The sequence below is a fragment of the Streptosporangium sp. NPDC023825 genome (assembly GCF_040639575.1).
Classification (GTDB): Bacteria; Actinomycetota; Actinomycetes; order Streptosporangiales; family Streptosporangiaceae; genus Streptosporangium.
On sequence record NZ_JBFAAE010000029.1, the window covers coordinates 1 to 24,250 of the forward strand.

The 24,250-nt window shown below is 70.3% G+C and carries 18 protein-coding genes and 1 pseudogene; 13 read left to right on the forward strand and 6 right to left on the reverse strand.

Going from position 1 to position 24,250, the window contains the following annotated elements; translation table 11 throughout:
* Nucleotides 1-297: 297 nt before the first annotated feature.
* Nucleotides 298-1,161: an NAD(+)/NADH kinase gene (locus AB0G15_RS24115; protein WP_362843671.1), complete on the reverse strand. Its 864-nt coding sequence runs from the start codon at nucleotides 1,159-1,161 to the stop codon at nucleotides 298-300.
* Nucleotides 1,162-1,278: 117 nt separating this feature from the next.
* Nucleotides 1,279-1,677, reverse strand: coding sequence for a hypothetical protein (locus AB0G15_RS24120; protein ID WP_362843674.1), 399 nt, complete (start codon nucleotides 1,675-1,677; stop codon nucleotides 1,279-1,281).
* A gap of 245 nt (nucleotides 1,678-1,922) precedes the next feature.
* Between AB0G15_RS24120 and AB0G15_RS24125 the strand changes: the two genes are divergently transcribed.
* The 4 genes from AB0G15_RS24125 to AB0G15_RS24140 all read left to right on the forward strand — a co-directional run bounded on the left by AB0G15_RS24125 (nucleotide 1,923) and on the right by AB0G15_RS24140 (nucleotide 6,997).
* Nucleotides 1,923-2,804 (forward strand): sulfotransferase, encoded by an 882-nt coding sequence (locus AB0G15_RS24125; protein ID WP_362843677.1) that lies wholly within the window; start codon nucleotides 1,923-1,925, stop codon nucleotides 2,802-2,804.
* Complete coding sequence (locus AB0G15_RS24130) at nucleotides 2,801-4,000, forward strand: glycosyltransferase family 4 protein (RefSeq protein ID WP_362843680.1); 1,200 nt, start codon at nucleotides 2,801-2,803, stop codon at nucleotides 3,998-4,000. Before AB0G15_RS24125 ends, AB0G15_RS24130 begins: the two co-directional genes overlap by 4 nt.
* Nucleotides 4,001-4,517: 517 nt before the next feature.
* Nucleotides 4,518-5,903 carry a family 2B encapsulin nanocompartment shell protein gene (locus AB0G15_RS24135; RefSeq protein ID WP_362843683.1) on the forward strand — a complete coding sequence of 462 codons (1,386 nt, stop codon included), beginning with the start codon at nucleotides 4,518-4,520 and terminating at the stop codon, nucleotides 5,901-5,903.
* A 53-nt stretch (nucleotides 5,904-5,956) separates the two neighbouring features.
* Nucleotides 5,957-6,997: a family 2 encapsulin nanocompartment cargo protein polyprenyl transferase gene (locus AB0G15_RS24140; RefSeq protein ID WP_362843686.1), complete on the forward strand. Its 1,041-nt coding sequence runs from the start codon at nucleotides 5,957-5,959 to the stop codon at nucleotides 6,995-6,997.
* A 202-nt stretch (nucleotides 6,998-7,199) separates the two neighbouring features.
* Here the strand turns inward: AB0G15_RS24140 and AB0G15_RS24145 are convergent, their stop codons facing one another.
* Nucleotides 7,200-8,351: an acyl-CoA dehydrogenase family protein gene (locus tag AB0G15_RS24145; protein WP_362843689.1), complete on the reverse strand. Its 1,152-nt coding sequence runs from the start codon at nucleotides 8,349-8,351 to the stop codon at nucleotides 7,200-7,202.
* Between the two features lie 169 nt (nucleotides 8,352-8,520).
* Complete coding sequence (locus AB0G15_RS24150; protein WP_362843692.1) at nucleotides 8,521-9,255, reverse strand: hypothetical protein; 735 nt, start codon at nucleotides 9,253-9,255, stop codon at nucleotides 8,521-8,523.
* 336 nt (nucleotides 9,256-9,591) lie between these two features.
* On the opposite strand from AB0G15_RS24150, the gene AB0G15_RS24155 reads away from it, so the two are divergent.
* From AB0G15_RS24155 to AB0G15_RS24170, 4 genes are all read left to right on the forward strand, one after another.
* Nucleotides 9,592-11,229 (forward strand): ABC-F family ATP-binding cassette domain-containing protein, encoded by a 1,638-nt coding sequence (locus AB0G15_RS24155; protein WP_362843695.1) that lies wholly within the window; start codon nucleotides 9,592-9,594, stop codon nucleotides 11,227-11,229.
* 85 nt (nucleotides 11,230-11,314) lie between these two features.
* Complete coding sequence (locus AB0G15_RS24160; RefSeq protein ID WP_362843698.1) at nucleotides 11,315-12,295, forward strand: LacI family DNA-binding transcriptional regulator; 981 nt, start codon at nucleotides 11,315-11,317, stop codon at nucleotides 12,293-12,295.
* Between the two features lie 537 nt (nucleotides 12,296-12,832).
* On the forward strand, nucleotides 12,833-13,384 hold the full coding sequence (locus tag AB0G15_RS24165; RefSeq protein ID WP_362843700.1) for a hypothetical protein: 552 nt from the start codon (nucleotides 12,833-12,835) through the stop codon (nucleotides 13,382-13,384).
* A 52-nt stretch (nucleotides 13,385-13,436) separates the two neighbouring features.
* On the forward strand, nucleotides 13,437-14,444 hold the full coding sequence (locus AB0G15_RS24170) for a hypothetical protein (RefSeq protein ID WP_362843703.1): 1,008 nt from the start codon (nucleotides 13,437-13,439) through the stop codon (nucleotides 14,442-14,444).
* 62 nt (nucleotides 14,445-14,506) lie between these two features.
* Here AB0G15_RS24170 and AB0G15_RS24175 read toward each other — a convergent pair whose 3' ends face one another.
* Nucleotides 14,507-15,022 (reverse strand): hypothetical protein, encoded by a 516-nt coding sequence (locus AB0G15_RS24175; protein WP_362843706.1) that lies wholly within the window; start codon nucleotides 15,020-15,022, stop codon nucleotides 14,507-14,509.
* A 130-nt stretch (nucleotides 15,023-15,152) separates the two neighbouring features.
* On the opposite strand from AB0G15_RS24175, the gene ppgK reads away from it, so the two are divergent.
* The 4 genes and pseudogenes from ppgK to hrpA all read left to right on the forward strand — a co-directional run bounded on the left by ppgK (nucleotide 15,153) and on the right by hrpA (nucleotide 22,678).
* Nucleotides 15,153-15,884, forward strand: coding sequence for a polyphosphate--glucose phosphotransferase (gene ppgK, locus AB0G15_RS24180; protein WP_362843709.1), 732 nt, complete (start codon nucleotides 15,153-15,155; stop codon nucleotides 15,882-15,884).
* 395 nt (nucleotides 15,885-16,279) lie between these two features.
* A pseudogene (locus AB0G15_RS24185) lies at nucleotides 16,280-16,855 on the forward strand (cellulose binding domain-containing protein); the annotation flags it as partial.
* 228 nt (nucleotides 16,856-17,083) lie between these two features.
* Nucleotides 17,084-18,523 carry a glycoside hydrolase family 6 protein gene (locus tag AB0G15_RS24190; protein WP_362843898.1) on the forward strand — a complete coding sequence of 480 codons (1,440 nt, stop codon included), beginning with the start codon at nucleotides 17,084-17,086 and terminating at the stop codon, nucleotides 18,521-18,523.
* A 258-nt stretch (nucleotides 18,524-18,781) separates the two neighbouring features.
* Nucleotides 18,782-22,678 (forward strand): ATP-dependent RNA helicase HrpA, encoded by a 3,897-nt coding sequence (hrpA, locus tag AB0G15_RS24195; RefSeq protein WP_362843711.1) that lies wholly within the window; start codon nucleotides 18,782-18,784, stop codon nucleotides 22,676-22,678.
* 9 nt (nucleotides 22,679-22,687) lie between these two features.
* Here hrpA and AB0G15_RS24200 read toward each other — a convergent pair whose 3' ends face one another.
* Complete coding sequence (locus AB0G15_RS24200) at nucleotides 22,688-23,311, reverse strand: Uma2 family endonuclease (RefSeq protein ID WP_362843713.1); 624 nt, start codon at nucleotides 23,309-23,311, stop codon at nucleotides 22,688-22,690.
* A 243-nt stretch (nucleotides 23,312-23,554) separates the two neighbouring features.
* Here AB0G15_RS24200 and AB0G15_RS24205 point away from each other — a divergent pair, with 243 nt between their 5' ends.
* Nucleotides 23,555-24,202: an HAD family hydrolase gene (locus AB0G15_RS24205; RefSeq protein WP_362843715.1), complete on the forward strand. Its 648-nt coding sequence runs from the start codon at nucleotides 23,555-23,557 to the stop codon at nucleotides 24,200-24,202.
* Nucleotides 24,203-24,250 lie beyond the last annotated feature (48 nt).

Consider the following 24,250-nt stretch of genomic DNA (forward strand, 5'->3'; position numbering starts at 1 on the left):
CCGGGGTCCGCGGGCACGGGAAAGCGGACCCGCGCGGGCCCGGGAGAACGGATTCGGGCCTGCGGGCCCGGGAAGACCTTCGACCGGGCTCCGTGGGGGGAGCCCGGCCACTCGGGAACGGCGCCTCGCCGGACCCGGGTCAGGTACGGGCCGGACGTGGGGCGGAGTCCACGTCAGACGGAGATCCGGCCGGCGCCGCCGGTCACGATCGACTTGACGCTGGAGGCGGTGTCGAGGGAGGAGGGGATGGAGGCCACGCTGCCGCCGGCCTGGCCGCTGCCGGAGTTCTCGGGAGGTCTAGTCGACCTCGGCGCTGCCGTTGACGCGGAGCTTGCGGCGGGCGCGGTCGTAGAAGCTCTTCGGGCCGAGCCGGACCACCCAGGCGGCGGCGCGGATCGCGGTGACGCCGAGCGCGTCCCCGGACGTGAGGTGCGCGGCCACCGTGCCGTCCACCTCCACGGCGAGCCGGCCGCTCGTCGGCAGCAGGTCGAGCACGACCCGCTCGTCGGCCGACAGCACGATGGCCCGGTTGAACGACGAGTGCGCCGCCGCGGGGACCACGAGGAACCCCTCGACCGTCGGCGACACGATGGGACCGCCCGCGGAGAAGCTGTAGGCGGTCGACCCGGTGGGGGTGGCCACGATGACCGCGTCGGCCGCGTAGCGCACGAAGGGGTGCCCCTCCACGGTGATCGACACCGCCGACAGCCCGTCCCCCGGTATCCGCACCAGGGCGATGTCGTTGAACGCGGTCACCGCCGTGCCGTCGGGCAGGGCCGCCCGTACCGCCATGCGCGGCTCGACCGTGTAGTCGTGGTTGTCGATGGCCGACAGGGCCGGGGGCAGCTCGTCGACGTCGATCTCCGCGAGGAACCCCAGCTTGCCGAGGTTGACGCCGAGGACGGGGGTCTTGCGCCCCGAGATGAGGCGCATGGTGCGCAGCATCGTGCCGTCGCCGCCGAGGCTGACGAGCAGGTCGGCGCGGTCGACCAGGGTGGCGCCGTCGACCGACACCGCGCTGCAGTCGATGCGCCCGACCTCGTCGGGCAATCCCAGCACCGTGACGTTGCGGGCGCGGGCCCACTCCACGATCGTGTCGATGGCCACCTTCGAATCGCGCTGCGGGTGCAGAACCAGCCCCACGGTCTTGACCATCCCCATGCCCCACACTGTACGGGGCCCGCCGCCCGTCCGGTCGCCTCGATCCCCGGCGGGGCGGACCGGGGCCCGCCGCCGGGGACGGGAGCGGGAGTCCGGGGGCCGGGGGCGCGGGACGGATCAGCTCTGGCGCCGTTCCTTCATCCGCGCCTCGTGGAGGTGGCGGCGCCCGCCCGCCAGCCGTTCCCTGATCCGCCTCTCCACGCCGGTGAAGACGCTGTGGTAGCCGTCCTCGTACTCCTCCACGACCTGGAAGGTCCACCGGCCGGGGATGACGTCGAGGCCGATCAGCTCGCGGGTCACCAGGTCGGCCATCTCGGGGTGGCCCGCGGCGCGCAGCAGCTCCACCGCCTCGTCGAGCTGCAGGTCGGCGTGACCGGTCAGCTGGTGGAAGGAGTAGAGGTGCCCGCGGGCCCGCTCGGTCGTCTCCAGTGCCTCGGAGAGCTTTCCCAGGGCCTCGGCGGTGGCGTCGTCGACGTCGTGGGACGAGGCCGGATCCGGCCGTACGTCGTGGGTCACTCGATCTCCTCCTCGAGGGGCGCGGCAGGCCCGGGGGCGGCGCGCCGGAGCGTGGTCGCCGACCGGCCGCATGCCGCCTGGGCCGTGGGAACGTGTCACTACCCCGCATGGGGAGGGTGAATCGCCGGTCCGTTCCGCCCTTCCCCCAAGGGCGGGCAAAGGCGCGGGCGCGCCCGGCGGACAGAGAGGTGTTCTTGAGTGAACACACAGTTAAATGCCAGGAAAGGTGACTACCCTCCCTGGGCATGGACTGGCAGCGTAAGGCCAACGACGCCCTTGTCAGGCTAACCGGATTCCAGATCAACCGAGTAGGGAAAGTCGGTCCGGCGGCCGCCGTGGGGACCCCGGCGGCGGAGGAGTCGTTCAGGCCGCCCGCGGACCCGAAGGTCGACCGGCTGCTGGTCGCCCCGATCTTCATCCTCTCGCCGGTCAGGTCCGGTTCCACGCTCCTGAGGGCCCTGCTCAACGCCCACTCCATGCTGCACGCCCCGCACGAGCTGCACGTGCGCAGGCTCCGGGTGGAGTTCGGCACCTCGCTGGCGGAGAGGGCGATGGAGGCCCTCGGGCACGATCGGGCCGACCTGGAACACCTGCTGTGGGATCGCGTGCTCCACCGCGAGCTGGTCAAGAGCGGCAAGACGTTCGTCGTGGACAAGACGCCGGCCAACGCCTTCGCCCACCGGCGCATCGCCGCGTGCTGGCCGGACGCCCGGTTCGTCTTCCTGCTGCGCCACCCGGCGTCCGTCGCGAGTTCGTGGTACGAGGCCGGCGCCGGCAAGAGGACGCCCGAGGAGGCGGCGCTCGACGCCCTGCGCTACATGAAGGCCGTGCAGCGGGCGCGGAAGGCGCTCAGCGGGTGCACCGTGCGGTACGAGGACCTGACCGCCGATCCCGCGGCCGAGGCGCGCCGCCTCTGCGACTTCCTCGGCATCCCCTGGGAGCCGGAGATGCTGGCGTACGGCGAGCAGGCCGTGCTGCAGAAGGGGCTCGGCGACTGGAAGGACAAGATCCGCTCCGGGAGCGTGCAGCCCGCGCGCGACCTGCCGAGGGCCGAGGAGGTCCCCGAGTCGCTCAGGCCGATGTGCGAGAGCTGGGGATACCTGCCGCGCGCAGCGGAGCCCACGTGACGGCGCCCGGAGCGCCCGGGACCCCCGCGGCCATGAAGATCCGCTACATGCTCCTGCACGCGTACGGCATGGGCGGGACGATCCGCACGGTGATCAACCAGGCGAACGCGATGGCCGCCGCCGGGCACGAGGTCGAGATCGTCAGCGTGGTGCGCCGCAGGGAGAGGCCCCAGTTCCCGATCGACGCCCGCGTCCGTCTGCTGGCGCTGTCGGACCAGCGGGACGGCAGGCCCTCGGACTCGGTGGGGCGCAGGGCCTGGCGGCGGATCCGCGGCAAGATCGTGCCCGCCGGGGAGTTCGCGGCCTCCTACTTCACCGAGCGCGTGGAACGGGCCGTCATCGACTACGTCTCCGCGCTCCAGGACGGCATCCTGGTCACCACCCGTCCCGCGCTGAACCTCATCTCCGCCCGGCGCGCTCCCGCGAGCGTCGTCAGGATCGCCCAGGAGCACATGAACCTGGCCACCCACCCCGAGGCGGTCCGGACGGCGATCGCCCGCCACTACGGCGGCCTGGACGCGGTGGCCGTGCTCACCGGGACCGACAGGAGGGAGTACCAGGAACTCCTGCCCGGCACCCCCGTCGTGCGCATCCCCAACGCGGTCGGCCCCGTGCGGCGGCCGCTCTCCTGGCAGGAGGACAGGCTCGTGGTCGCGGCCGGGCGGCTCGTCGGGCAGAAGGGCTTCGACCTGCTGATCCCCGCGTTCCGGCAGGTCGTCGACCACCACCCCGACTGGCGGCTGCGCATCTACGGCACCGGCCCGAAGAAGGACGCGCTGCGCGGGCTCCTGAAGGAGCTCGGACTGCGTGACAACGTCACCCTGATGGGGCGGACCGACCATCTCGACGAGGAACTGGCCAAGGCCTCCTTCTACGTGCTCAGCTCGCGGTTCGAGGGCCTGCCGATGGTGATGATCGAGGCGATGACCCAGGCGCTGCCCGTCGTCGCCTTCGACTGCCCGACCGGCCCGGCCGACGTGCTCACCCCCGGGGTCGACGGGCTGCTTGTCCCTCCCCGGGACGTCGACGCGCTGGCGGCGGCGATGATCCAGCTCATCGAGGACCGGGGGCTGCGGGAGCGGATGGGGGCCGCCGCCGCCGTCACCGCGCGTGACTACACGCCCGAAGTGATCATGCCGCTCTGGGAGAACCTCTTCGCCGAACTCCTGGGCCGCGCACCGGAACGGCCACGCTGACCGGTACTGACTGGTAATACCTGATTTTCATCTTTTGCGGAAGATGCCATCCCGGGCGGTGATTCGTCTTTCTCGCTGTTGTCGCGCCGCGTCCTCCCAGGGGTCCCGGGGTGTCGGCGGGGTGGTTCGCGGAATTCCCGGTGCCGTACGAAAAGGGGTGTCCGCTGCGCCGCGCCGGCCGCCGGGGATACGCGGCGTGATGTCTGGCATGACGGATATTGCCAGCTCACAAAGCCCTTCATATGAGCCGGACCGCTGATATGAATAAGACATTCAATCTTTTTCGGGCATTTGGCGATAGCAACTTTGTTAATTGTTGGCCGGATCGTATCCAATGCTTGACAAGATATTTAAGGGCAACCCAAAATTGAGGCGTCCACGGTGGCGGGCCATATCCGGCTCCGCGCATCGGGGGGTCAACGATTCTGCCGTTTCTGTCGCGGGTAATTGGCGTTCCCCCCTGGTTGATTCATGTCTTCTTTCCCTTGTCGGTACGAGTACGGATCGGTGGTGTGTTGTGACGGAGTTCGAGGCTGGCCGGTCGCAGCTGAGTCTGAGTACGGACGCCGCGCGTAACCTGGCGACGACGACCAAGTCGACTCCCCAGATGCAGGAGATCACCTCACGGTGGCTGCTGCGGATGCTCCCCTGGACACAGGTCTCGGGCGGCACCTACCGCGTCAACCGGCGGCTGACCTACACGATCGGCGACGGGCGGGTGAGCTTCACCAACTCCGGGTCGCAGGTCGCGGTCATCCCGGCCGAGCTGTGCGAGCTGCCCCTGCTGCGCGGGTTCGACGACTCCGACGTCCTCGACGCCCTGGCGGGCCGGTTCGTCCAGCGGGAGTTCCAGGCCGGTGACGTGCTCGTGGAGGCGGGACGACCGGCCGACGAGGTCGTGCTCATCGCGCACGGCAAGGTCAACAAGGTCGGCACCGGACCGTACGGTGACGAGATCGTGCTGACCGTGCTGGCCGCGGGCGACCACTTCGGCGACGACACCCTGGTCGGCGACGGGGGCGAGTGGCCGTTCACCGCCAAGGCGGTCACCAGCGGCACGGCGATGGTCCTGCCCCGGCAGGCCTTCCTGGAGCTGACCGAGCAGGCGGAGCCGCTCCAGGCCCATCTGCGGCAGCGGGAGACGGCCTCTCGCGGGCCGCAGAACAAGTACGGCGAGGCCGCCGTCGAGGTGGCCGCCGGCCACGAGGGGGAGGCCGACCTGCCGGGCACGTTCGTCGACTACGAGCTCTCCCCGCGCGAGTACCAGCTGAGCGTCGCGCAGACGGTCCTGCGGGTGCACAGCCGGGTGGCCGACCTCTACAACGACCCGATGGACCAGATCGAGCAGCAGCTCCGGCTCACGATCGAGGTGCTGCGCGAGCGGCAGGAGCACGAGCTGATCAACAACCGCGAGTTCGGGCTGCTGCACAACGCCGACCTCAAGCAGCGGATCCACACCCGCACCGGCCCGCCCACCCCCGACGACCTCGACGAGCTGCTCAGCCGCCGCAGGAGCACGAGCTTCTTCCTCGCCCACCCGCACGCCATCGCCGCCTTCGGCCGCGAGTGCAACGCGCGCGGCCTCTACCCGCAGGGCGTCGACATCGGCGGCAGCGGGGTGCCCGCCTGGCGTGGCGTCCCCATCTTCTCCTGCAGCAAGATCCCCATCACCGAGACCCGCACCACCTCGATCCTGGCCATGCGCGTCGGCGAGGACAACCAGGGGGTCATCGGCCTGCACCAGACCGGCATCCCCGACGAGTACCAGCCCAGCCTGTCGGTCCGCTTCATGGGCATCAGCGAGAAGGCGATCATCTCCTACCTGGTCAGCGCCTACTACTCCGCCGCCGTCCTGGTGCCCGACGCGCTCGGCATCCTGGAAGACGTCGAGATCGGCCACTGACGACAGGTGGGGGACAGGGTTTCCGGCCGGCCGCCGAGCGAGGGAGAGCGAGTGTGACGACCATCGAGACGTCGACGGACGGGCGGTCCGCGGGTGAGGTGCTGGCCTGGAGCCGGGACATGGTCGAGGCGACCCTGCGCCCGGCGGCCGACACGCTGCCCGCGTCGATGAGGCGCATCGCCGGATACCACTTCGGCTGGTGGGACGAGCGGGGCCGGCCGTCCACGACCGGTGGGGGCAAGGCGATCCGCCCCGCGCTGGCCCTGCTGTCGGCGGAGGCCGTCGGCGGCACCGCGGTCTCGGCGCTCCGGCCGGCGGCCGCCGTCGAGCTGGTGCACGACTTCTCCCTCCTGCACGACGACGTGATGGACGGTGACCGGACCCGCCGCCACCGCCCCACGGCCTGGGCCGTCTTCGGGGTCAGCCCGGCCATCCTGGCCGGTGACGCGCTGCTGACGCTCGCCTTCGACGTGCTCGCGACCGGAGGACACCCGGGCACCGCCGAGGCGACCCGGATCTTCAGCACCGCGGTCCAGGAGCTGCTGGACGGCCAGAGCGCGGACGTCGCCTTCGAGGAACGCCAGGACGTCGGGCCGGCCGAGTGCATGAGCATGGCGGTCGGCAAGACCGGTGCCCTGCTGGGCTGCGCCTGCGGGCTCGGCGCCCTGTTCGGCGGTGGGGGCCCCGAGCAGGTCGAGCACTTCGTCGCCTTCGGCCGGGACCTGGGGCTGGCCTTCCAGCTCGTCGACGACCTGCTGGGCATCTGGGGAGACCCCGAGGCGACCGGCAAGCCGGTCCACTCGGATCTGCGCAGCCGCAAGAAGTCCATCCCGGTCGTCGCCGCCCTGACCTCCGGCACCCCGGCCGGACAGGAGCTGGCCGGCCTCTACCACCGGGAGCGGCCGCTCTCCGACGCCGAGCTGGTCCGCGCGGCCGAGCTCGTCGAGGCCGCGGGCGGGCGGGCCTGGACCCAGGTGGAGGCCGACGAGCTGCTCGCGCGGGCCCTGCGCCACCTGGCGGCGGCGGGCGCGCTGTCCCGGCCCGCCGCCGAGCTGACCACCCTCGCCCGTCTCGTCACCCGCCGCGACCACTGATCGGAGCGTCGTACGCCTGTCGTCGACGACGCTCCGGCGAGGGAGTTTCAGACGACGACGTTCGGGCGACGGCGTTCCGGCGGGGCGCCTGGGAACGCCTGGGAACTCTGACGAGGGCGCCCCGGAACGCCTGGAATCCTGGGAACGTCTGGGAACGCCTGGGAACAGAGCTCCCGGGCGAGGGGGCCGGGGGACGACGTGTTCAGACGAAGGCGCTCGTACCGGTGATCGCCCGTCCCACGATCAGGGTGTTGATCTCGCGCGTCCCCTCGTAGGAGTAGATCGCCTCGGAGTCGGCCACGAAACGGCCGACGTCGTAGTCGAGGACGATGCCGTTGCCACCCAGGATCTCCCTGGCCCATCCCACGGCCTCGCGCATCCGCGCCGTGCAGAAGGCCTTGGCCATGGCCGAGTGCTCGTCCTTGTAGACGCCCGCGTCCTGGAGCTGTGCCAGCCGCACCACCATGCCCAGCGAGCAGGTGACGTTGCCCAGCATCCGCACGAGCAGGTCCTGCACGAGCTGGAAGCCCGCGATCGGCCGCCCGAACTGCTCGCGCGTCTTGGCGTACTCCAGCGCGAGCTCGTAGGCGCCCGTCATGCAGCCCACCGCCTGCCAGGCCACGCCTCCCCGGGTCTGCCGCAGGATGGTGCCGGTGTCGCGGAAGCCGTTGGCCTTCTGCAGCCGGTTGATCTCCGGCACCAGGCAGTTGGTGAGCGTGATGTCGGCGTTCTGGACCGTCCGCAGGGCTATCTTGTTCTCGATCCTCGTGGCGGCGAAGCCGGGAGTGCCCTTCTCCACCACGAACCCCTTGACCTGGCCGTCGGCCTCGTCCTTGGCCCACACCACGATCAGGTCGGCGAAGGTCGCGTTGCCGATCCAGCGCTTGGCCCCGTTGAGCACCCACACGTCGCCCTCGCGCCGGGCCGTCGTGCGCAGCCCCGCCGCGACGTCGGATCCCCCCTCGGGCTCCGTCAGGGCGAACGCCCCGATCTTCTCCATCGCCGCCATCGGCGGCAGCCATCGCTCCCGCTGCTCCTCCGAGCCCAGCCGGTCGACGCTGCCCATCGCCAGACCGTTGTGGACACCGAAGAACGTGCCCATGGACGGGTCCACCCGGTTCATCTCCAGGACCACGAACCCGGTCAGCAGGCTCCGTGCCCCCCGGTAGGCCAGGCCCGCGATGTCGAGCTTGGCGAACTCGGGAATCAGCTGGTGGGGGAAGCGCGCGTTGGTCCACGCCTCGTTCGCGATGGGCGCGACCTCGCGCGCCATGAACTCCCGTACCCGGAGCACGATCTCCTTCTCGTGCTCCTCCAGCAGCTCGGAGTAGTCGTAGAAATCACCCGTCGTCATCGGCGCGGCTTCCCTCCGGTCGTCGTCCCCCTCCGATGCCCGAAAGCGGGGGAATCAAGCGGAGGACCTCACCGGGAACCGCGGGAGACGCCGGAAAAGACAGAAGCCCGGGTCGCCCCGGGCTTCCGCGTCGACTGCCGAACGGTCGCGGCGCGACCGTCAGGCGGGACTACCAGCGGCGGGTGTAAACGCGCACCCAGTCGGACCGGCTGCGGCTCCCGGAGAGCTCGTCGTTGCCGTCGAAGACCGCGCGGTACTCGCCGCTGCTGTACGCGCGGGCCTTGGCGCGGAAGGTGCCCTTCCAGCCGGTGTCGGGGGAGGTCACGAACTTCCACGTGTTGGTACCGCGCTTGCGGAAGTAGATCTCCACCTCCTCGCCGCGCACGCCCTTCCAGTAGTCGTCGTCGACCTGGAGACGGCCGGTGAAGTAGACCGAGCGGCCCTTGCGGACGGTCCCGGGGTTCGCGGAGAACCGGTAGATGCGGGTGTCGGCCTTCTTGGCCTCCTCGTGTACGACGGAGAAGTTGACCTCGTCGGTCACCTTCTTGCCGTCCTTGTCGTACGCGTCGGCGATCGCGACCCAGCGACCCTCGAAGTCGTTCTCGTCGAAGCTGGTCGTGAAGCGCCACAGGTCACCCTGGTGCAGGAGCCTGGGCTCCGGCGCCGCCATGGTGCGGGCCTGGTCGGAGACCGGCCTGAGGCGAAGTTCGACGCGGGTGGCCTCGGTGGTGCGGACCTCGATGCTGACCCTCGTGTCGTCGTCTCCCTTCACGACGACCGGGTTCGGGTTCACGTTGTCGATGCGCACGCCGAGAGCGACTCGTTCCGCGGAGGCCGTTCCGGCGGACAGGAGCAGCGAGCTGCCCACTGCCGTTGACAGCAGACCGACGGCGATTCGTTTCATCAAGATGCTTCCTCTTCTCCCCGTTTCGGGGGCGATCTGTTGACCGTCCCCGTCCCATAAGACGGCACAGAAGCGGCTGATGTTGCCTGAAGTGTCGAAAAAAGAGGGTTTAGATCTCCGTAAGGTAACGTTTCCCGGCAAGGACGACCAGGTCAACCGCCGGTTGCCGGGCCCCAGAAATTTTTCTGCAATAAGCGCGATATGTCTGATTTGTCGGGAATAGGGTTCGGCGGATGGGGCGGGAGTGCGCGGCTGGGGGATTCCAGGCCCTTAAGCGGTCATAACAGACATATCGGACATGGCGCCGCGGTGCCGGTGGGCGGATAGCGTTTGCGTATGAGTGCCACCATCGTCGCCAAGGACCTGGCCGCCGGACACGGCGACCGAGCGCTTTTCACCGGGCTCGACCTGGTGGTCGCCCCCGGCGACGTCGTCGGCCTGGTCGGAGTGAACGGCGCGGGCAAGTCCACCCTGATGCGGATCCTCGCGGGGCTGCTCCCGCCGGAGCACGGCTCCGTGCGGCTCAGCCCGCCTTCGGCGTCGGTCGGCTACCTGCCCCAGGAGCGCGAGCGCCGCGCGGACGAGACGATCGCGGACTTCCTGGCCCGCCGTACCGGGGTGGCCGCCGCGCAGCGCGCGCTGGACGCCGCGACCCAGGGACTGGTGGAGGGAACCCCGGGGGCGGACGACGCCTACGCCACCGGCCTGGAGCGCTGGCTCGCCCTGGGCGGTGCCGACCTGGAGGACCGGGCCGCCGAGGTCGTCGCCGAGCTCGGCCTCGCCGTGGAGCTCGACCGGCCGATGACGGCGCTCTCCGGCGGCCAGGCCGCGCGGGCGGGCATGGCCTCCCTGCTGCTCAGCCGCTACGACGTCTTCCTGCTCGACGAGCCCACCAACGACCTCGACCTGGAGGGGCTGGAGCGGCTCGAACGCTTCGTCACCGGCCTGCGGGCCGGGACCGTCCTGGTCAGCCACGACCGCGAGTTCCTGGCCAGGACCGTGAACCGGGTCGTCGAGCTCGACCTCGCCCAGCAGCTGGTCAGGGTGCACGGCGGCGGCTACGAGGCCTATCTCGCCGAGCGCGAGGTCGCCCGCCGGCACGCCCGCGACGAGTACGAGGAGTACGCGGGCACCGTCGCCTCCCTCAAGCAGCGCGCGGGCATGCAGCGCGCCTGGATGGAGAAGGGCGTCAAGAACGCGCGGCGCAAGGCGTCCGACAACGACAAGATCGGCCGCAACTTCCGTACCGAGGCGACCGAGAAGCAGGCCGCGAAGGCCCGCCAGACCGAGCGGCTGATCGAGCGGATGGAGGAGGTCGAGGAGCCCCGCAAGGAGTGGGAGCTGCGCATGGAGATCGCGGTGGCCCCGAGATCGGGGGCCGTCGTGGCGACGCTGCGCGATGCCGTGGTCCGGCGCGGCGCGTTCACCCTCGGCCCGGTGAACCTGGAGGTCGGCTGGGCCGAGCGGGTGGCGCTCACCGGCGCCAACGGCTCCGGCAAGTCGACCCTGCTGGCCGCGCTCCTGGGCCGGCTCCCGCTGGACGAGGGCAACGCCTCGCTGGGCCCCGGGGTGGTCGTCGGCGAGGTGGACCAGGCGCGGGGGCTGTTCCTCGGCGACGAACCCCTGGTCGAGGCCTTCGGCGCGGCCGTGCCCGACATGGTTCCCGCGGAGGTCCGCACGCTGCTCGCCAAGTTCGGGCTCCGGGCGGCGCACGTGCCGCGCCCGGCCGCCACCCTGTCGCCGGGGGAGCGGACCCGGGCCGCGCTGGCGCTGCTCCAGGCGCGCGGGGTGAACCTCCTCGTGCTCGACGAGCCGACCAACCATCTGGACCTGGCCGCGATCGAGCAACTGGAGTCCGCGCTCGCCTCCTATCCCGGTACGCTGCTGCTGGTCACTCACGACCGCCGGATGCTGGACGCGGTGCACACCACCCGGCGGGTCCACGTCGACGGCGGCAGGATCGCCGAAAACTGACCGGGACGGTCCGCCGGACCTGACTGTTGACGTAACTTTCGCAAGCAGCCGCAAGTAATTACTTCTCTTGCCTTATAGTTTCATCATGACGCGACGGCTTGCAGAAGTGGCCAAGAAGGTCGGGATGAGCGAGGCGACGGTCAGTCGCGTGCTCAACGGGAAGCCCGGGGTGTCCGAGGCGACCCGTGAGGCCGTCCTCACGGCGCTCGACGTGCTCGGCTACGAGCGGCCGACCCAGCTGCGCGGCGACAGGGCGCGGCTGGTCGGGCTCGTCCTGCCCGAGCTGCAGAACCCCATCTTCCCCGCTTTCGCCGAGGTCGTCGGGGGTGCGCTGGCCCAGCAGGGGTTCACCTCCGTGTTGTGCACCCGCACCCTGGGCGGCGTCTCCGAGGCGGAGTACGTCGATCTGCTGCTCCAGCAGCAGGTGTCCGGCGTGGTCTTCGCCGGGGGCCTGTTCGCCCAGGCGGACGCTTCCCACGAGCACTACGAGCTGCTGCGGGAGCGGCGGCTGCCGACCGTGCTGGTGAACGCCGCGGTCGCGCACCTCGCCTTCCCCCAGGTCTCCTGCGACGACGTGGCCGCCGCCGAGATGGCGCTCGGCCACCTGCGGTCGCTGGGCCACGAGCGGATCGGCATGGTGCTCGGCCCTCCCGACCACGTGCCCTCCCGGCGCAAGCTGGACGCGGCGGACCTCGACCCCGAGTTCGTGGAGCACACCATGTTCTCCCTGGAAGGGGGGCACGCGGCGGCCGCGCGGCTGATACGCAGGGGGGTGACCGGCGTCATCTGCGCCAGCGACGTGATGGCCCTGGGCGCGATAAGGGCGGCCCGCAGGGCGGGGCTCTCCGTGCCCGACGACGTCTCGGTGATCGGCTACGACGACTCCGCGCTGATGAACTGCACCGACCCGCCGCTGACGACGCTGCGCCAGCCGATCGACGCGATGGGCCGCGCGGTCGTCGACCTGCTCGCCGCCCAGATCGACAAGGCCCTGGTGCCGGCCGACGAGCTGCTCTTCGAGCCCGAGCTGGTGGTCAGGGCCTCGACCGGCCCGGTCAGGCGCTGAGGAACCCCGCCGGGAGGCGGGAGACGCGTCCCACGCCCGGTCGCCCGCCTCTGATCCTCTTCACGGGCGGTCCGGCATGCGGATGTCGTCATTTTCCGGATCTACATTCGCCTGTTACGAACATATGTCGTCAACAAGAAGGTGAAATGTTCGTGTTTCCCGGGAAGGGTCCTTCCGTGGCTGGAGGCGGCACCGGGTGACCCCGAGGCGGCCCGCGTGCTCCCCGGCCGGCCCGGGGTGGTTCACGTGACCGGTCCGGGGTGGTTTGCGTGACCGGTCCGGGGTGGTTTGCGTGACCGGTCCGGGGTGGTTTGCGGGCTGGTCCGGACCTTCCGCGGGTTCGCCGGTGGGGCACCGCGCGTCCCTTTCGCCGCGGTCCGGAGCTTTGGCTCTCACCGGAACATCTCGGGGCCTCCCGTTTGCCGTTTTCGTCACGCTGGGTAGTTGTTGATCTCTTACAGTTATCGCGACAAGTATGGAAGATCCATCGCTTGCCGCCCCCCGAAGACATGCTTCGTCATTCGGAAGGAAGAGATCTTGCGTAAGAGATTTGCCGTGCTCACCTCGGCGGGCGTAGGCGCTTTGATGGTCATCCTGGCGGCACCGGCGGTGGCGGCCCCCACCGCCGACACCATCGTCACCTTCTCCGTGGAGGCGGGAAGCCTGGACATCGTCGCGCCCGCCGGCCCGATCGATCTCGGTTCCGCTCCCCCCGGTGGCACGCTCACCGGGCAGATCGGCCCCGTGTCGGTCTCCGACACCCGTGGTGGGGCCACCTCGGTCTGGACCGCGACGGTGTTCGCGACGGACTTCACCGACGCCGCGCTGACGATTCCCTTCGCCTCCGTGGAGTACTGGTCCGGGCCGGAGACCGCCACCACCGGCGGCGGCACCTTCATCCCCGGACAGCCCACGGCGGACGACGCGGTCCCCCTGACGGGAACGACGCTGACCGCCATCCCCGCCATGGCCCACACGGGAGGCACCGGAGGCAGTACGGCGACGTGGAACCCCACGCTGATCGTGAACATTCCCATCACGGCTCAGATCGGCGACTACACCGGGACGGTGACACATCAGGTGGCGTAGCCGGATCGCTGGACCGTTCACGCTGGCGCTGCTGGCCGTGCTGTGTTCCAGCATGGCCGGCGTGTCGGCCGGGGGCGTGTCGGCCGGGACGGGCCTGGTCGCCGCCGACCCCCGGGGCACGATCGGCATCCGTCTTCTCGAAGCACCGGTCAGCCGTCGCGGCGATCCTCGCGCGCTCTCCTACATCGTCGACCATCTCCACCCGGGCACCACCATCCAGCGGAAGGTGGAGATCTCCAACACGTCCAGGAAACCGCAGCACGTCAGCCTGTATCCGGCCTCCGCCGACATCGTGCGGAACGGTTTCCACGCACCGGCGGGCCGCCCCAGGAACGAGCTGGTGAGCTGGATCTCGCTCGACCGCGACTCGGTCGACCTGCCGCCGGGGGGCACGGCGACCGCCCAGGTGACGATCAAGGTGCCGCCCGTCGCCTCGCGAGGCGAGCGGTTCGCCGTGGTCTGGGCGGAGGTCGCCGCCGAGGCCGACGACTCCCACCCCGTGCGCGTCGTCAACCGGGTCGGGATCCGCGTCTACCTCGATGTCGGGCCGGGCGGCGAACCGCCGTCGGACTTCCGCATCGAGAAACTGACGCCCATGCGTGCCGCGGACGGCAGCCCGCAACTGTCGGCAGTGATCCGTAACACCGGAGGGCGGACCCTGGACATGAACGGGGCGCTGTCGCTGACGGACGGTCCCGGTGGCCTGCAAGCCGGGCCTTTCCCCGCCGACCTGGGGGTCACGCTGCTTCCCGGCGCGGTCGCCCCGGTGACCGTGACCATGGACCGGCGCATGCCCGAGGGCCCGTGGAAGGGCAGGGTCACCCTGACGAGCGGCATGGTGAAACGGGCGGTCACCGCCACCTTCACCTTCCCGGCGTCGGGCCAGGGCTTTTCCGTCGAGCCCGACGAGAACCACCTGCCCCTGGTGGGGCTGGTGGCCGGGGTGATCGTTCCCGTCACGGCCCTCGGCCTCATGGTGCGCCGCAGGCGCCGGGCCGGTCGTGCCCGTCACAGCCCTCGGCATCGTGGCAGGCGCCGGGACGCCGTCCCGACGAGCTGACGCTCCCGTCGGGACGGCGGCCCGGTGGCCGTGCCGGACGGGCGGGGAGACCCGCCCGTCGCTCACTTCGAGACGTAGAGGACCTTCCAGGTGCCCGCGTACAGGCAGTTCAGGGAGGGCTTGGAGGCCTTGGCCCCGGAGCAGACCTTGAGCTCGACCTGGTAGAGGTCGCGCTGGGTGAACGTGAACGGCTTCGGGGTGCCGTACGAGCAGTCGACGATGCTGCGGTGCTTGAACGGCAGGTTCCTTCCGTCGGCGCTCCGGTAGGTGAGGCGGAAGACCGCCCAGCCGCAGGAGGGGCCCCTCGTCAGGTCGTAGACCTTGCCGGAGATCCTGCCCCTCTCGGCGGCGGGGATGTCCGCGTGGTCCTCGCCGGAGACGGTCAGCGAGCCGTTCGCCTTCGCCCTCCTGCCGGGGGCGTAGTAGGTGCCCCACGGGCCGGCGCCCTGCGCCGCCGTCGTGCCGGCGGTGGCCGGGCCGGTCGGCGCCTGGGCGGTCGCCGCCTGGGCGGCGGCCGGGGCGATGGAGACGAGGGCGGTGGCGAGGGCGAGTCCTGCGAGGAGGCGTCTGATCGTCATGGGAGGAGTTCCTTTCCGGCTGCTGTGCCCACAGTGTGTGACGGACCGCTTTCAGCCGGGTTGACCGCTCACTGCAAACGAGTATCAGCCGCCTATCGGGGGGAAGGGGGAGTCAACAGGAGGTAAGGACATGGAAGCGCTGGGAATCGACATCGGTGGGTCGGGGATCAAGGGCGCGCCGGTGGACGTCGCGAAGGGGCGGCTGACGCGGGAGCGGCTGCGCATCCCCACGCCGGACCCCGCCAAGCCCGAGGCCGTGGCCGCGGTGGTGACGGAGATCGTCGAGCACTTCGCCTGGGACGGGCCGGTGGGAGTGACCTTCCCGGGGATCGTGGTCGACGGGGTCGCCAGGTCGGCCGCCAACGTGGACAAGGACTGGATCGGCACGGACGCGCGGCAGCTGTTCACCAAGGCGACGGGGCTGTCGACGGCCGTGCTCAACGACGCCGACGCGGCCGGCCTGGCCGAGGTGGCGGCGGGCGCCGCCAAGGGCAGGACGGGCGTGGTGATGCTGCTGACCTTCGGCACCGGGATCGGCAGCGCCCTGCTCATCGACGGCCGCCTGGTGCCCAACACCGAGCTCGGCCACCTGGAGATCAGGGGCAAGGAGGCCGAGAAGCGCGCCTCCGACCACGCCCGCGAGGCGCACGATCTCGACTGGGGTGAGTGGGCCGAGAGGGTGCAGGAGTATCTGGAACACGTCGAGGCGCTGTTCTCCCCGTCGCTGTTCATCATCGGTGGAGGGGTCAGCAAGAAAGCCGACAAGTTCCTGCCCCACATCAAGCTGCGCACCCCGATCGTCCCGGCGGGTCTTCAGAACGAGGCGGGCATCGTGGGCGCCGCCATGGCGGCCGTGAGGTAGCGGCGGCCCCACCCGGGTGCGCGCTTCACGCAGGCGGCCCGGGGAGGCCGGCGTGTACCGGAGGCGAGCTGCGGAGGGGGGCGGCGTGCACCCGGAGAAGGCCGGGGAGTCTCCGGGACCTCAGGCGCCTGGCGGAGGGTTCGGCGGCCTGCCGCGCACCGTCCGGGAGAGGCTCCGAAGAGGACTCTGAAACTTTCATCGCGCCCGAAATCCGTTCGGTGAGGTCAGAGGCTGGGACGGCCCCATTCGAGGGTCTCCGACGTGCAACAAGCTGTACACATCCGTGAAACATCCGGAATATGGGAGCGCTCCCACCATCCTCCTGGAGATGATCACGAATGACAGTCAATCCGCGCCGCCAAACCTGGCGCAACCGGTTTGCGGCCACGGCGGCCATGCTCGTGGCCGCCGCCGGCCTCGCCACCGGGCAAGCCGCCACGGCGCACGCCGCAGTCGCCTGCGACGTCGCCTACACCACCACTGACTGGCAGGGCGGATTCACCGCCAGCGTCACCCTCAAGAACCTCGGTGACCCGCTTACCAGCTGGACCCTGGGCTTCGCCTTCACCGCCGGGCAGACCCTCCAGCAGGGCTGGTCGGCGACCTGGGCCCAGTCGGGCACCCAGGTCACCGCGAAGAACCTCGCCTGGAACGGCGCCCTCGCCACCGGCGCCTCCACCAGCATCGGCTTCAACGGGTCGTGGAACGGGAGCAACCCCAAACCCGCCGCCTTCACGGTCAACGGCGTGACCTGCGGCGGGCAGAACCCGGTCAACCAGCCCCCCACGGTCAGCCTGACCAGCCCCGCCTCCGGCTCCTCCCACCAGGCCGGTGCCGCGGTGCCGCTCGCGGCGACCGCGAGCGACGACGGCTCCGTCAGCAAGGTGGAGTTCTACGTCGACGGCGCGTTGGTCAACACCGACACCAGCGCCCCCTACTCCTACTCCGCCACCAGCCTGTCGGCGGGTTCCCACACGGCCAGCGCCAAGGCCTTCGACAACGCCTCCCCGGCGCTGTCCACCCAGACCGCCGCGGTCCCCTTCACCGTGGGTGGCACCCCGACGCCGTCGATCGTCGCCTCCCCGGCCTCCCTCAGCGTTCCCGAGGGCGCCTCCAGGACGACCGGCTTCAGGCTCAGCCAGGCGCCGAGCGGCAACGTCACGGTCAACCTGACCAAGACGGGTGACGCGGACCTCACCATCTCGCCCTCCACGCTGACCTTCACCACCGCCAACTGGAACACGGCGCAGAACGTGACGGTCTCGGCGGCCCAGGACGCCGACGAGGCGAACGGCACCGCCACCGTCGCGGCCGCCGCCACCGGCCACACCGGTGCCTCCGTCGCCGTGACCGAGGCCGACGACGACGGCGACACGCCGCCGATCACGCACGTCGACAACCCCTACGACGGGGCCGACGGCTACGTGAACCCCGACTGGTCGACCAAGGCCGCCGCCGAGCCCGGTGGCGACGCGATCGCCGACATCTCCACCGGCGTGTGGCTGGACCGCATCGCCGCCATCGCGGGCTCCTCCTCGGCCAGGGGCCTGCGCGCCCACCTGGACGAGGCCCTGGTGCAGGACGCCGCCAACGGCAGCAGGCCGCTGACGATCCAGGTCGTCATCTACAACCTGCCCAACCGCGACTGCTCGGCGCTCTCCTCCAACGGTGAGCTGCTCATCGCCGAGAACGGCCTGAACCGCTACAAGACCGAGTACATCGACCCGATCGCCGCGATCATGGGCGAGTCGAAGTACGCCGGCCTGCGGATCTCGACGATCATCGAGATCGACTCGCTGCCGAACCTGGTCACCAACCTCAACCTGGCGAAGTGCCAGGAGGCCAAGGACAGCGGCGCCTACGTCAACGGCGTCCGCTACGCCCTGGACAAGCTGCACGCGATCAAGAACGTCTACACCTACATCGACGCCGGGCACCACGGCTGGCTCGGCTGGGACTCTAACTTCGGTCCGTCCGCCGACCTGTTCGCGAGCACCGTCGCCGGCACCGCCGCGGGCTTCGACAGCGTGGACGGCTTCATCACCAACACCGCCAACTACTCGCCGCTGCGCGAGCCGCACTTCACCATCAACACCACCGTCAACAACCAGAACATCCGCCAGTCCGAGTGGGTCGACTGGAACTTCTACGTCGACGAGCTCTCCTTCGCCCAGGCGTTCAGGAACACGCTGATCCAGAAGGGCTTCAAGTCCAACATCGGCATGCTGGTCGACACCTCCCGCAACGGCTGGGGAGGCGCGGCCCGCCCGGCCGCTCCCAGCACCTCGACGGACCTGAACACCTTCGTCGACCAGTCGCGCGTCGACCGCAGGTACCACGCCGGCAACTGGTGCAACCAGAGCGGTGCCGGACTGGGCGAGCGCCCGCGGGCCAACCCCGCCACCGGTCTGGACGCCTACGTCTGGATCAAGCCTCCGGGCGAGTCCGACGGCTCCAGCAAGCCGATCCCGAACAACGAGGGCAAGGGCTTCGACGAGATGTGCGACCCGGCCTACGAGGGCAACGAGCGCAACGGCCACAACAGGAGCGGTGCCCTGCCCGACGCGCCGATCTCCGGCCAGTGGTTCTCCGCCCAGTTCCGCCAGCTGCTCCAGAACGCCTACCCGCCGCTCCCGTAACCCGCTGACCCCGGGTCCCGCTCCCGCGGGGCCCGGGCGGGTCCCGAACACGACGGCCCCGTCACCCCGGCCCCGGGGAGGCGGGGCCGTCTCCCTGTAAGGGGCCGCCTGCTTTTATTGGGATGCGGCGGAGCGGCGGCTCGGGCAGCATGGTCGGTCGGGCCTTCACACAGGGGCCTTCAGGTGTGCAGCCTCACACGCGCCTTCACGGCCGCGGGTGAGCCTTCACACGTGGGCCGAAAGTATCCTGGGTTCAGTATGGGAACGCCTCCTTTGACATCGCCTCTCTCCGACCTGCACGCGCGCCTGCCCGAGCTCACGCTGCGTGACCAGCGGCGACTTCGCCGCAGGCTCGACGGGGCCCGCAGGGTCAGAAACCGCGCCGCGCAGCAGAAGATCGCCACGGAGATCACCTCCGACATCGAGCGGGCCGAGCGGCGCGTCGCCCAGCGCCGCGCCGGCGTCCCCGCGATCACCTATCCGGAGGCGCTGCCGGTCAGCCAGCGCAGGGACGACATCCTGGAGGCGATCCGCGACAACCAGGTCGTGATCGTCGCCGGGGAGACCGGTTCCGGCAAGACGACCCAGCTGCCGAAGATCTGCCTCGAGCTGGGCCGGGGCGTCAAGGGCCTGATCGGGCACACCCAGCCCCGGCGCATCGCCGCCCGTACCGTGGCCGAGCGCGTCGCCGAGGAGCTCGACACCCCGCTCGGCGACGCCGTGGGCTACAAGGTGCGCTTCACCGACCAGGTGAGCGACGGCACCCTCGTCAAGGTCATGACGGACGGCATCCTGCTGGCCGAGCTGCAGAACGACCGCGACCTCGACCAGTACGACACGCTGATCGTCGACGAGGCGCACGAGCGCAGCCTCAACATCGACTTCATCCTGGGCTACCTCAAGCAGCTGCTCCCGCGCCGCCCCGACCTGAAAGTGATCATCACCTCGGCGACCATCGACCCCGAGCGCTTCTCCAAGCACTTCGGCGACGCGCCGATCGTGGAGGTCTCCGGCCGGACCTACCCCGTCGAGGTGCGTTACCGGCCGATCGCCGAGGACGACGACCAGATCCAGGCGATCGGCAACGCCGTCGACGAGCTGTGCGCGGAGGGACCCGGCGACATCCTGGTCTTCCTCAGCGGCGAGCGGGAGATCCGCGACACCGCCGAGGCACTGTCGAAGCGCAAGGACGCCGAGATCCTGCCGCTGTACGCCAGGCTGTCCGCCGCCGAGCAGCACCGGGTCTTCCAGCGGCACACCGGCCGCCGGGTCGTGCTGGCCACCAACGTGGCCGAGACCTCGCTGACCGTGCCTGGCATCAAGTACGTGGTCGACCCCGGCTTCGCCAGGATCTCCCGCTACAGCCACCGCACCAAGGTCCAGCGCCTGCCCATCGAGGCGATCTCCCAGGCCTCGGCCAACCAGCGCAAGGGCCGCTGCGGCCGCGTCTCCGAGGGCATCTGCATCCGGCTGTACGAGGAGGACGACTTCGTCACCCGGCCGGAGTTCACCGACCCGGAGATCCTGCGCACCAACCTCGCCTCGGTCATCCTGCAGATGACCTCGATCGGCCTGGGCGACATCGGGGCCTTCCCGTTCGTCGAGCCGCCCGACCAGCGCCAGGTCAGGGACGGCTACGACCTGCTGCTGGAGCTGGGCGCCTTCGACCAGGCCAGGCAGATGACCCCGCTCGGCCGCAAGCTGGCCGGGCTCCCGGTCGACCCGCGCCTGGCCCGCATGGTGCTGGAGGCCGACCACAACGGCTGCGTGCGCGAGGTCATGGTCATCGCCTCCGCGCTGTCGATCCAGGACCCGCGCGAGCGGCCGGCCGACAAGCAGCAGGCCGCCGACGAGAAACACCGCCGCTTCGCGGACAAGGAGTCCGACTTCGTCTCGTACCTGAACCTGTGGGAATACCTGCAGGAGCAGCAGAAGGAGCTGTCGTCCAGCGCGTTCCGGCGACTGTGCAAGGCCGAGTTCCTCAACTACCTGCGCGTCCGCGAGTGGCAGGACGTCTACAGCCAGCTCCGCCAGATGTCGAAGAGCCTGGGCGTCGCCCTCAACACCGCCCCCGGCGACGAGCAGAAGATCCACGTCTCCCTGCTGTCGGGCCTGCTCTCCCACGTCGGCGTCAAGGACATCGACAAGAAGACCGCCGACGCCGGCGGCGGCCGCCGTCCCCCGAACGAGCCGCGCAGGCCCATGACGGAGTACGTCGGCGCGCGCAACGCGCGGTTCGCGATCTTCCCGGGCTCCGCGCTCGCCAAGAAGCAGCCGCTGTGGGTGATGTCCGCCGAGCTGGTGGAGACCTCCAGGCTCTGGGCCCGGGTCAACGCCAAGATCGAACCCGAGTGGGTCGAGCCGCTCGCCCAGCACCTGATCAAGCGCACCTACTCCGAGCCGCACTGGGAGAAGAAGCAGGGCTCGGTGATGGCCTACGAGAAGGTCACGCTGTACGGCGTCCCGATCGTGGTCCAGCGCAAGGTCAACTACGGCCGCATCGACCCCGAGCTGAGCCGGGAGCTGTTCATCCGGCACGCCCTGGTCGAGGGCGACTGGGAGACCCACCACGCCTTCTTCAGGGAGAACCGCAGGCTGCTCGAAGAGGTCGAGGAGCTGGAGGAGCGGGCCCGGCGCCGCGACATCCTCGTCGACGACGAGACGCTGTTCGACTTCTACGACCAGCGCGTCCCCGCCGACGTCGTCTCCGGGCGCCACTTCGACTCCTGGTGGAAGAAGGCCAGGACCGACCAGCCCGACCTGCTCAGTTTCGAGAAGTCGATGCTGATCAGCGAGACGGCGGGCGACGTCAGCCGGCGCGACTACCCCGACGTGTGGCGTCAGGGCGGCCTGCGCTTCCCCCTGACGTACCAGTTCGAGCCCGGCACCGACGCCGACGGCGTCACCGCGCACATCCCGCTCGCGCTGCTCAACCAGGTCAACGTCGAGGGCTTCGACTGGCAGATCCCCGGATTGCGCGAGGAACTGCTCACCGCGCTCATCCGGAGCCTGCCCAAGCAGATCCGGCGCAACTTCGTCCCCGCTCCCAACTACGCCAAGAAGGCCCTGGAGCGGGCCGAACCCACCCAGGAGCCGCTGCTCGCGGTGCTGGAACGCGAGCTGCTGAACCTCACCGGCGTCCAGGTGCCGCGCGAGGCCTGGCAGCCCGACCTGGTCCCCGACCACCTCAAGATCACCTTCCGGGTGATCGACGGCCGCAAGCAGAAGCTGGCCGAGAGCAAGGACCTGGCCGACCTGAAACGGCGGCTCGCCCCCAAGCTCCGCCAGACCCTGTCCAAGGCCGCCGACGGCCTGGAGAGGACCGGCCTGACGGGATGGACCGTGGGCGCGCTGCCCAAGACGTTCGAGCAGCGCAGGATGAAGGCCTACCCGGCGCTCGCCGACGAGGGCGCCACCGTGGCCGTACGGATGTTCGAGACCGAGGCCGAGCAGCGCCGGGCGATGTGGGAGGGCACTCGCAGGCTGCTGCTGCTCAACACCCCGTCACCGGCCAAATGGGTGCTCGGCCGCCTCGGCAACCAGTCCAAGCTCGCCCTGAGCCGCAGCCCGCACGCCGGGGCCACCGCGCTGTTCGACGACTGCATCGCCTGCGCCGCCGACCACCTCATGACCGAGCACGGCGGTCCGGTCTGGGAGGAGTCGGCCTTCGCCGCGCTCCACGACAGGGTCCGGGCCGAGTTGTTCGACACCACCGCCGAGGTGGTCTCCAGGGTCGAGAGCACCCTCAAGGTCTGGCACACCGTCTCGAACCTGCTGCCGGAGTCTCGCTCCACACCCGCGATCGAGGACATCCGCGACCAGGTGGCCAACCTCGTCTACCCGGGTTTCGTCACCGAGACCGGCTACAAGCGCCTGCCCGACCTGCTCCGCTATCTCAAGGGGGCCGAACGGCGGCTGGAGAAGGTCCACGAGGACGCGTTCCGCGACAGGGAGCGGATGGACAGGGTGCACGACATCGAGGACGACTATCACGAGCTGGTCGAGAAGCTCTCTCCGGCCCGCCGCTCCGACGACGACGTACGCCAGATCCGCTGGATGATCGAGGAGCTCAGGGTCAGCTACTTCGCCCAGACCCTCGGCACCCCGTACTCGATCTCCGACAAGCGCATCCGCAAGGCGATGGAGAAGCTCTGAGCTCCGGGACTACAGGAAGATCGAGGTGTCGAGGTCGAAGTCGACGGGGGAGGGGATCCGGAGCGGCTTGCCCATCTCGGTGTGGGTCATGGTCCGGTAGCTGCCCTCCTCCGGGTCGCTGAGGACCGTGACCGCCGGCGGGGATGCCACCGGGTCGACGATCAGCATGATCGGGACGCCGCAGCCCGCGTAGATCCTGGGCTTCGTGGCGCGGTCGATCTCCATGCTCCCGGGTGAGACGATCTCCGCCACCAGGACGAGCCCCGAGGAGAGGATCTCGCGCTCGCCCCAGAGCGGCGCGTCCACGGGGACCAGGCAGTAGTCGGGGACGAGAGTGTCACGTGGTCCCTCGATGCAGACGTCGACGTTTCCCGCGAAACTCTCCCAGCCGTTCTTCTCCAGGATCGGCTGGAGGGCGAAGGCGAGGCGCATGGCGATTCGGCCGTGCTGTGGAATGCCGGATGGGCTCACCATGAGGTTCCCGTCGATGATCTCGGCGCGAAGGCACAGGTCTGGGGGAAAAGACTCGAAGATCTCCCTCGGGGTACGAGGGGGTGGCCGGTCCTCCGGAGCGGCGGGCTGGGCGGGCGGCTGGGGCGTGGTGCGCTGGGCGGATCGCTGAGACGCTGTCATCACCATGGACCTGTATCCCTTCGTGTCCGTGCAGGCACTCTGAGTGTTGCACGCGAGCGTGTCCCGTAGGCGAAGCGCATGCCCTGTGGTTATGGGACGGTGCGCCATCCGGATGTGTGCGGCTCCTCTCGTAAGCGCCGGGTCATGCTCCGTGAGGGCCGGGTGCGCACGCGCGGTCCCGGCCGGTGTCGTCCCGATCGGCCGGACTACGATCGACGGGTTCTGAGGAAAAGGGGAGACACCGTGGTCCGGGCGCTGGTGTTCGATGTGGGTGAGACGCTGATCGACGAGACGCGCATCTGGTCGCGCTGGGCCGACCGGCTGGGCGTCACCCGGTTCACCATGCTCGGCGTGCTCGGCGGCATGGCCGCGCTCGACAGGTCGTTCGAGGACGCCTTCCGGCTCCTGCGGCCCGGCTTCGACGTCGAGGCCGAGCAGGAGGCGTGGAAGCGCGACGATCCGGACGGGCTGCGGGTCGACTTCGACGCCGACGACCTCTACCCGGACGTGCGGCCCGCCCTGGCGGCGCTGCGCGACCTCGGCCACGAGCTGATCATCGCGGGCAACCAGCCGCCGCAGGCGCGCGACGCGCTCGTCGCGATGGACCTGCCCGTCGACGCGGTACACACCTCCGACGGCTGGGGCGTCTCCAAACCGGCCCCGGAGTTCTTCGCCAGGGTCGTCGCGGTGTCGGGACGCGAGCCCGGCGAGATCCTCTACGTGGGCGACCGGCTGGACAACGACGTGCTCCCCGCGCGGGCGGCGGGCATGCGGACCGCCCTGATCCGGCGGGGTCCCTGGGGGCACCTGCACGCGGAGCGCCCCCAGGCCGCCGAGGCGGACCACGTCGTCGACGACCTGCACGCCCTGGTCGCCGCCCTCGCCCGCTGAGCGTTCGCGGTGATTCCGGAGGGCCTTCACGGCGATTCCGGAACGCGT

Coding starts and splice junctions, on each gene's coding strand:
- AB0G15_RS24115 (WP_362843671.1), bottom strand. CDS start 1,161: ATGGGGATGGTCAAGACCGTGGGGCTGGTTCTGCACCCGCAGCGCGAT.
- AB0G15_RS24125 (WP_362843677.1), top strand. CDS start 1,923: ATGGACTGGCAGCGTAAGGCCAACGACGCCCTTGTCAGGCTAACCGGA.
- AB0G15_RS24145 (WP_362843689.1), bottom strand. CDS start 8,351: ATGACGACGGGTGATTTCTACGACTACTCCGAGCTGCTGGAGGAGCAC.
- AB0G15_RS24150 (WP_362843692.1), bottom strand. CDS start 9,255: ATGAAACGAATCGCCGTCGGTCTGCTGTCAACGGCAGTGGGCAGCTCG.
- AB0G15_RS24155 (WP_362843695.1), top strand. CDS start 9,592: ATGAGTGCCACCATCGTCGCCAAGGACCTGGCCGCCGGACACGGCGAC.
- AB0G15_RS24160 (WP_362843698.1), top strand. CDS start 11,315: ATGACGCGACGGCTTGCAGAAGTGGCCAAGAAGGTCGGGATGAGCGAG.
- AB0G15_RS24170 (WP_362843703.1), top strand. CDS start 13,437: ATGGCCGGCGTGTCGGCCGGGGGCGTGTCGGCCGGGACGGGCCTGGTC.
- AB0G15_RS24175 (WP_362843706.1), bottom strand. CDS start 15,022: ATGACGATCAGACGCCTCCTCGCAGGACTCGCCCTCGCCACCGCCCTC.
- ppgK (WP_362843709.1), top strand. CDS start 15,153: ATGGAAGCGCTGGGAATCGACATCGGTGGGTCGGGGATCAAGGGCGCG.
- hrpA (WP_362843711.1), top strand. CDS start 18,782: ATGGGAACGCCTCCTTTGACATCGCCTCTCTCCGACCTGCACGCGCGC.
- AB0G15_RS24200 (WP_362843713.1), bottom strand. CDS start 23,311: ATGACAGCGTCTCAGCGATCCGCCCAGCGCACCACGCCCCAGCCGCCC.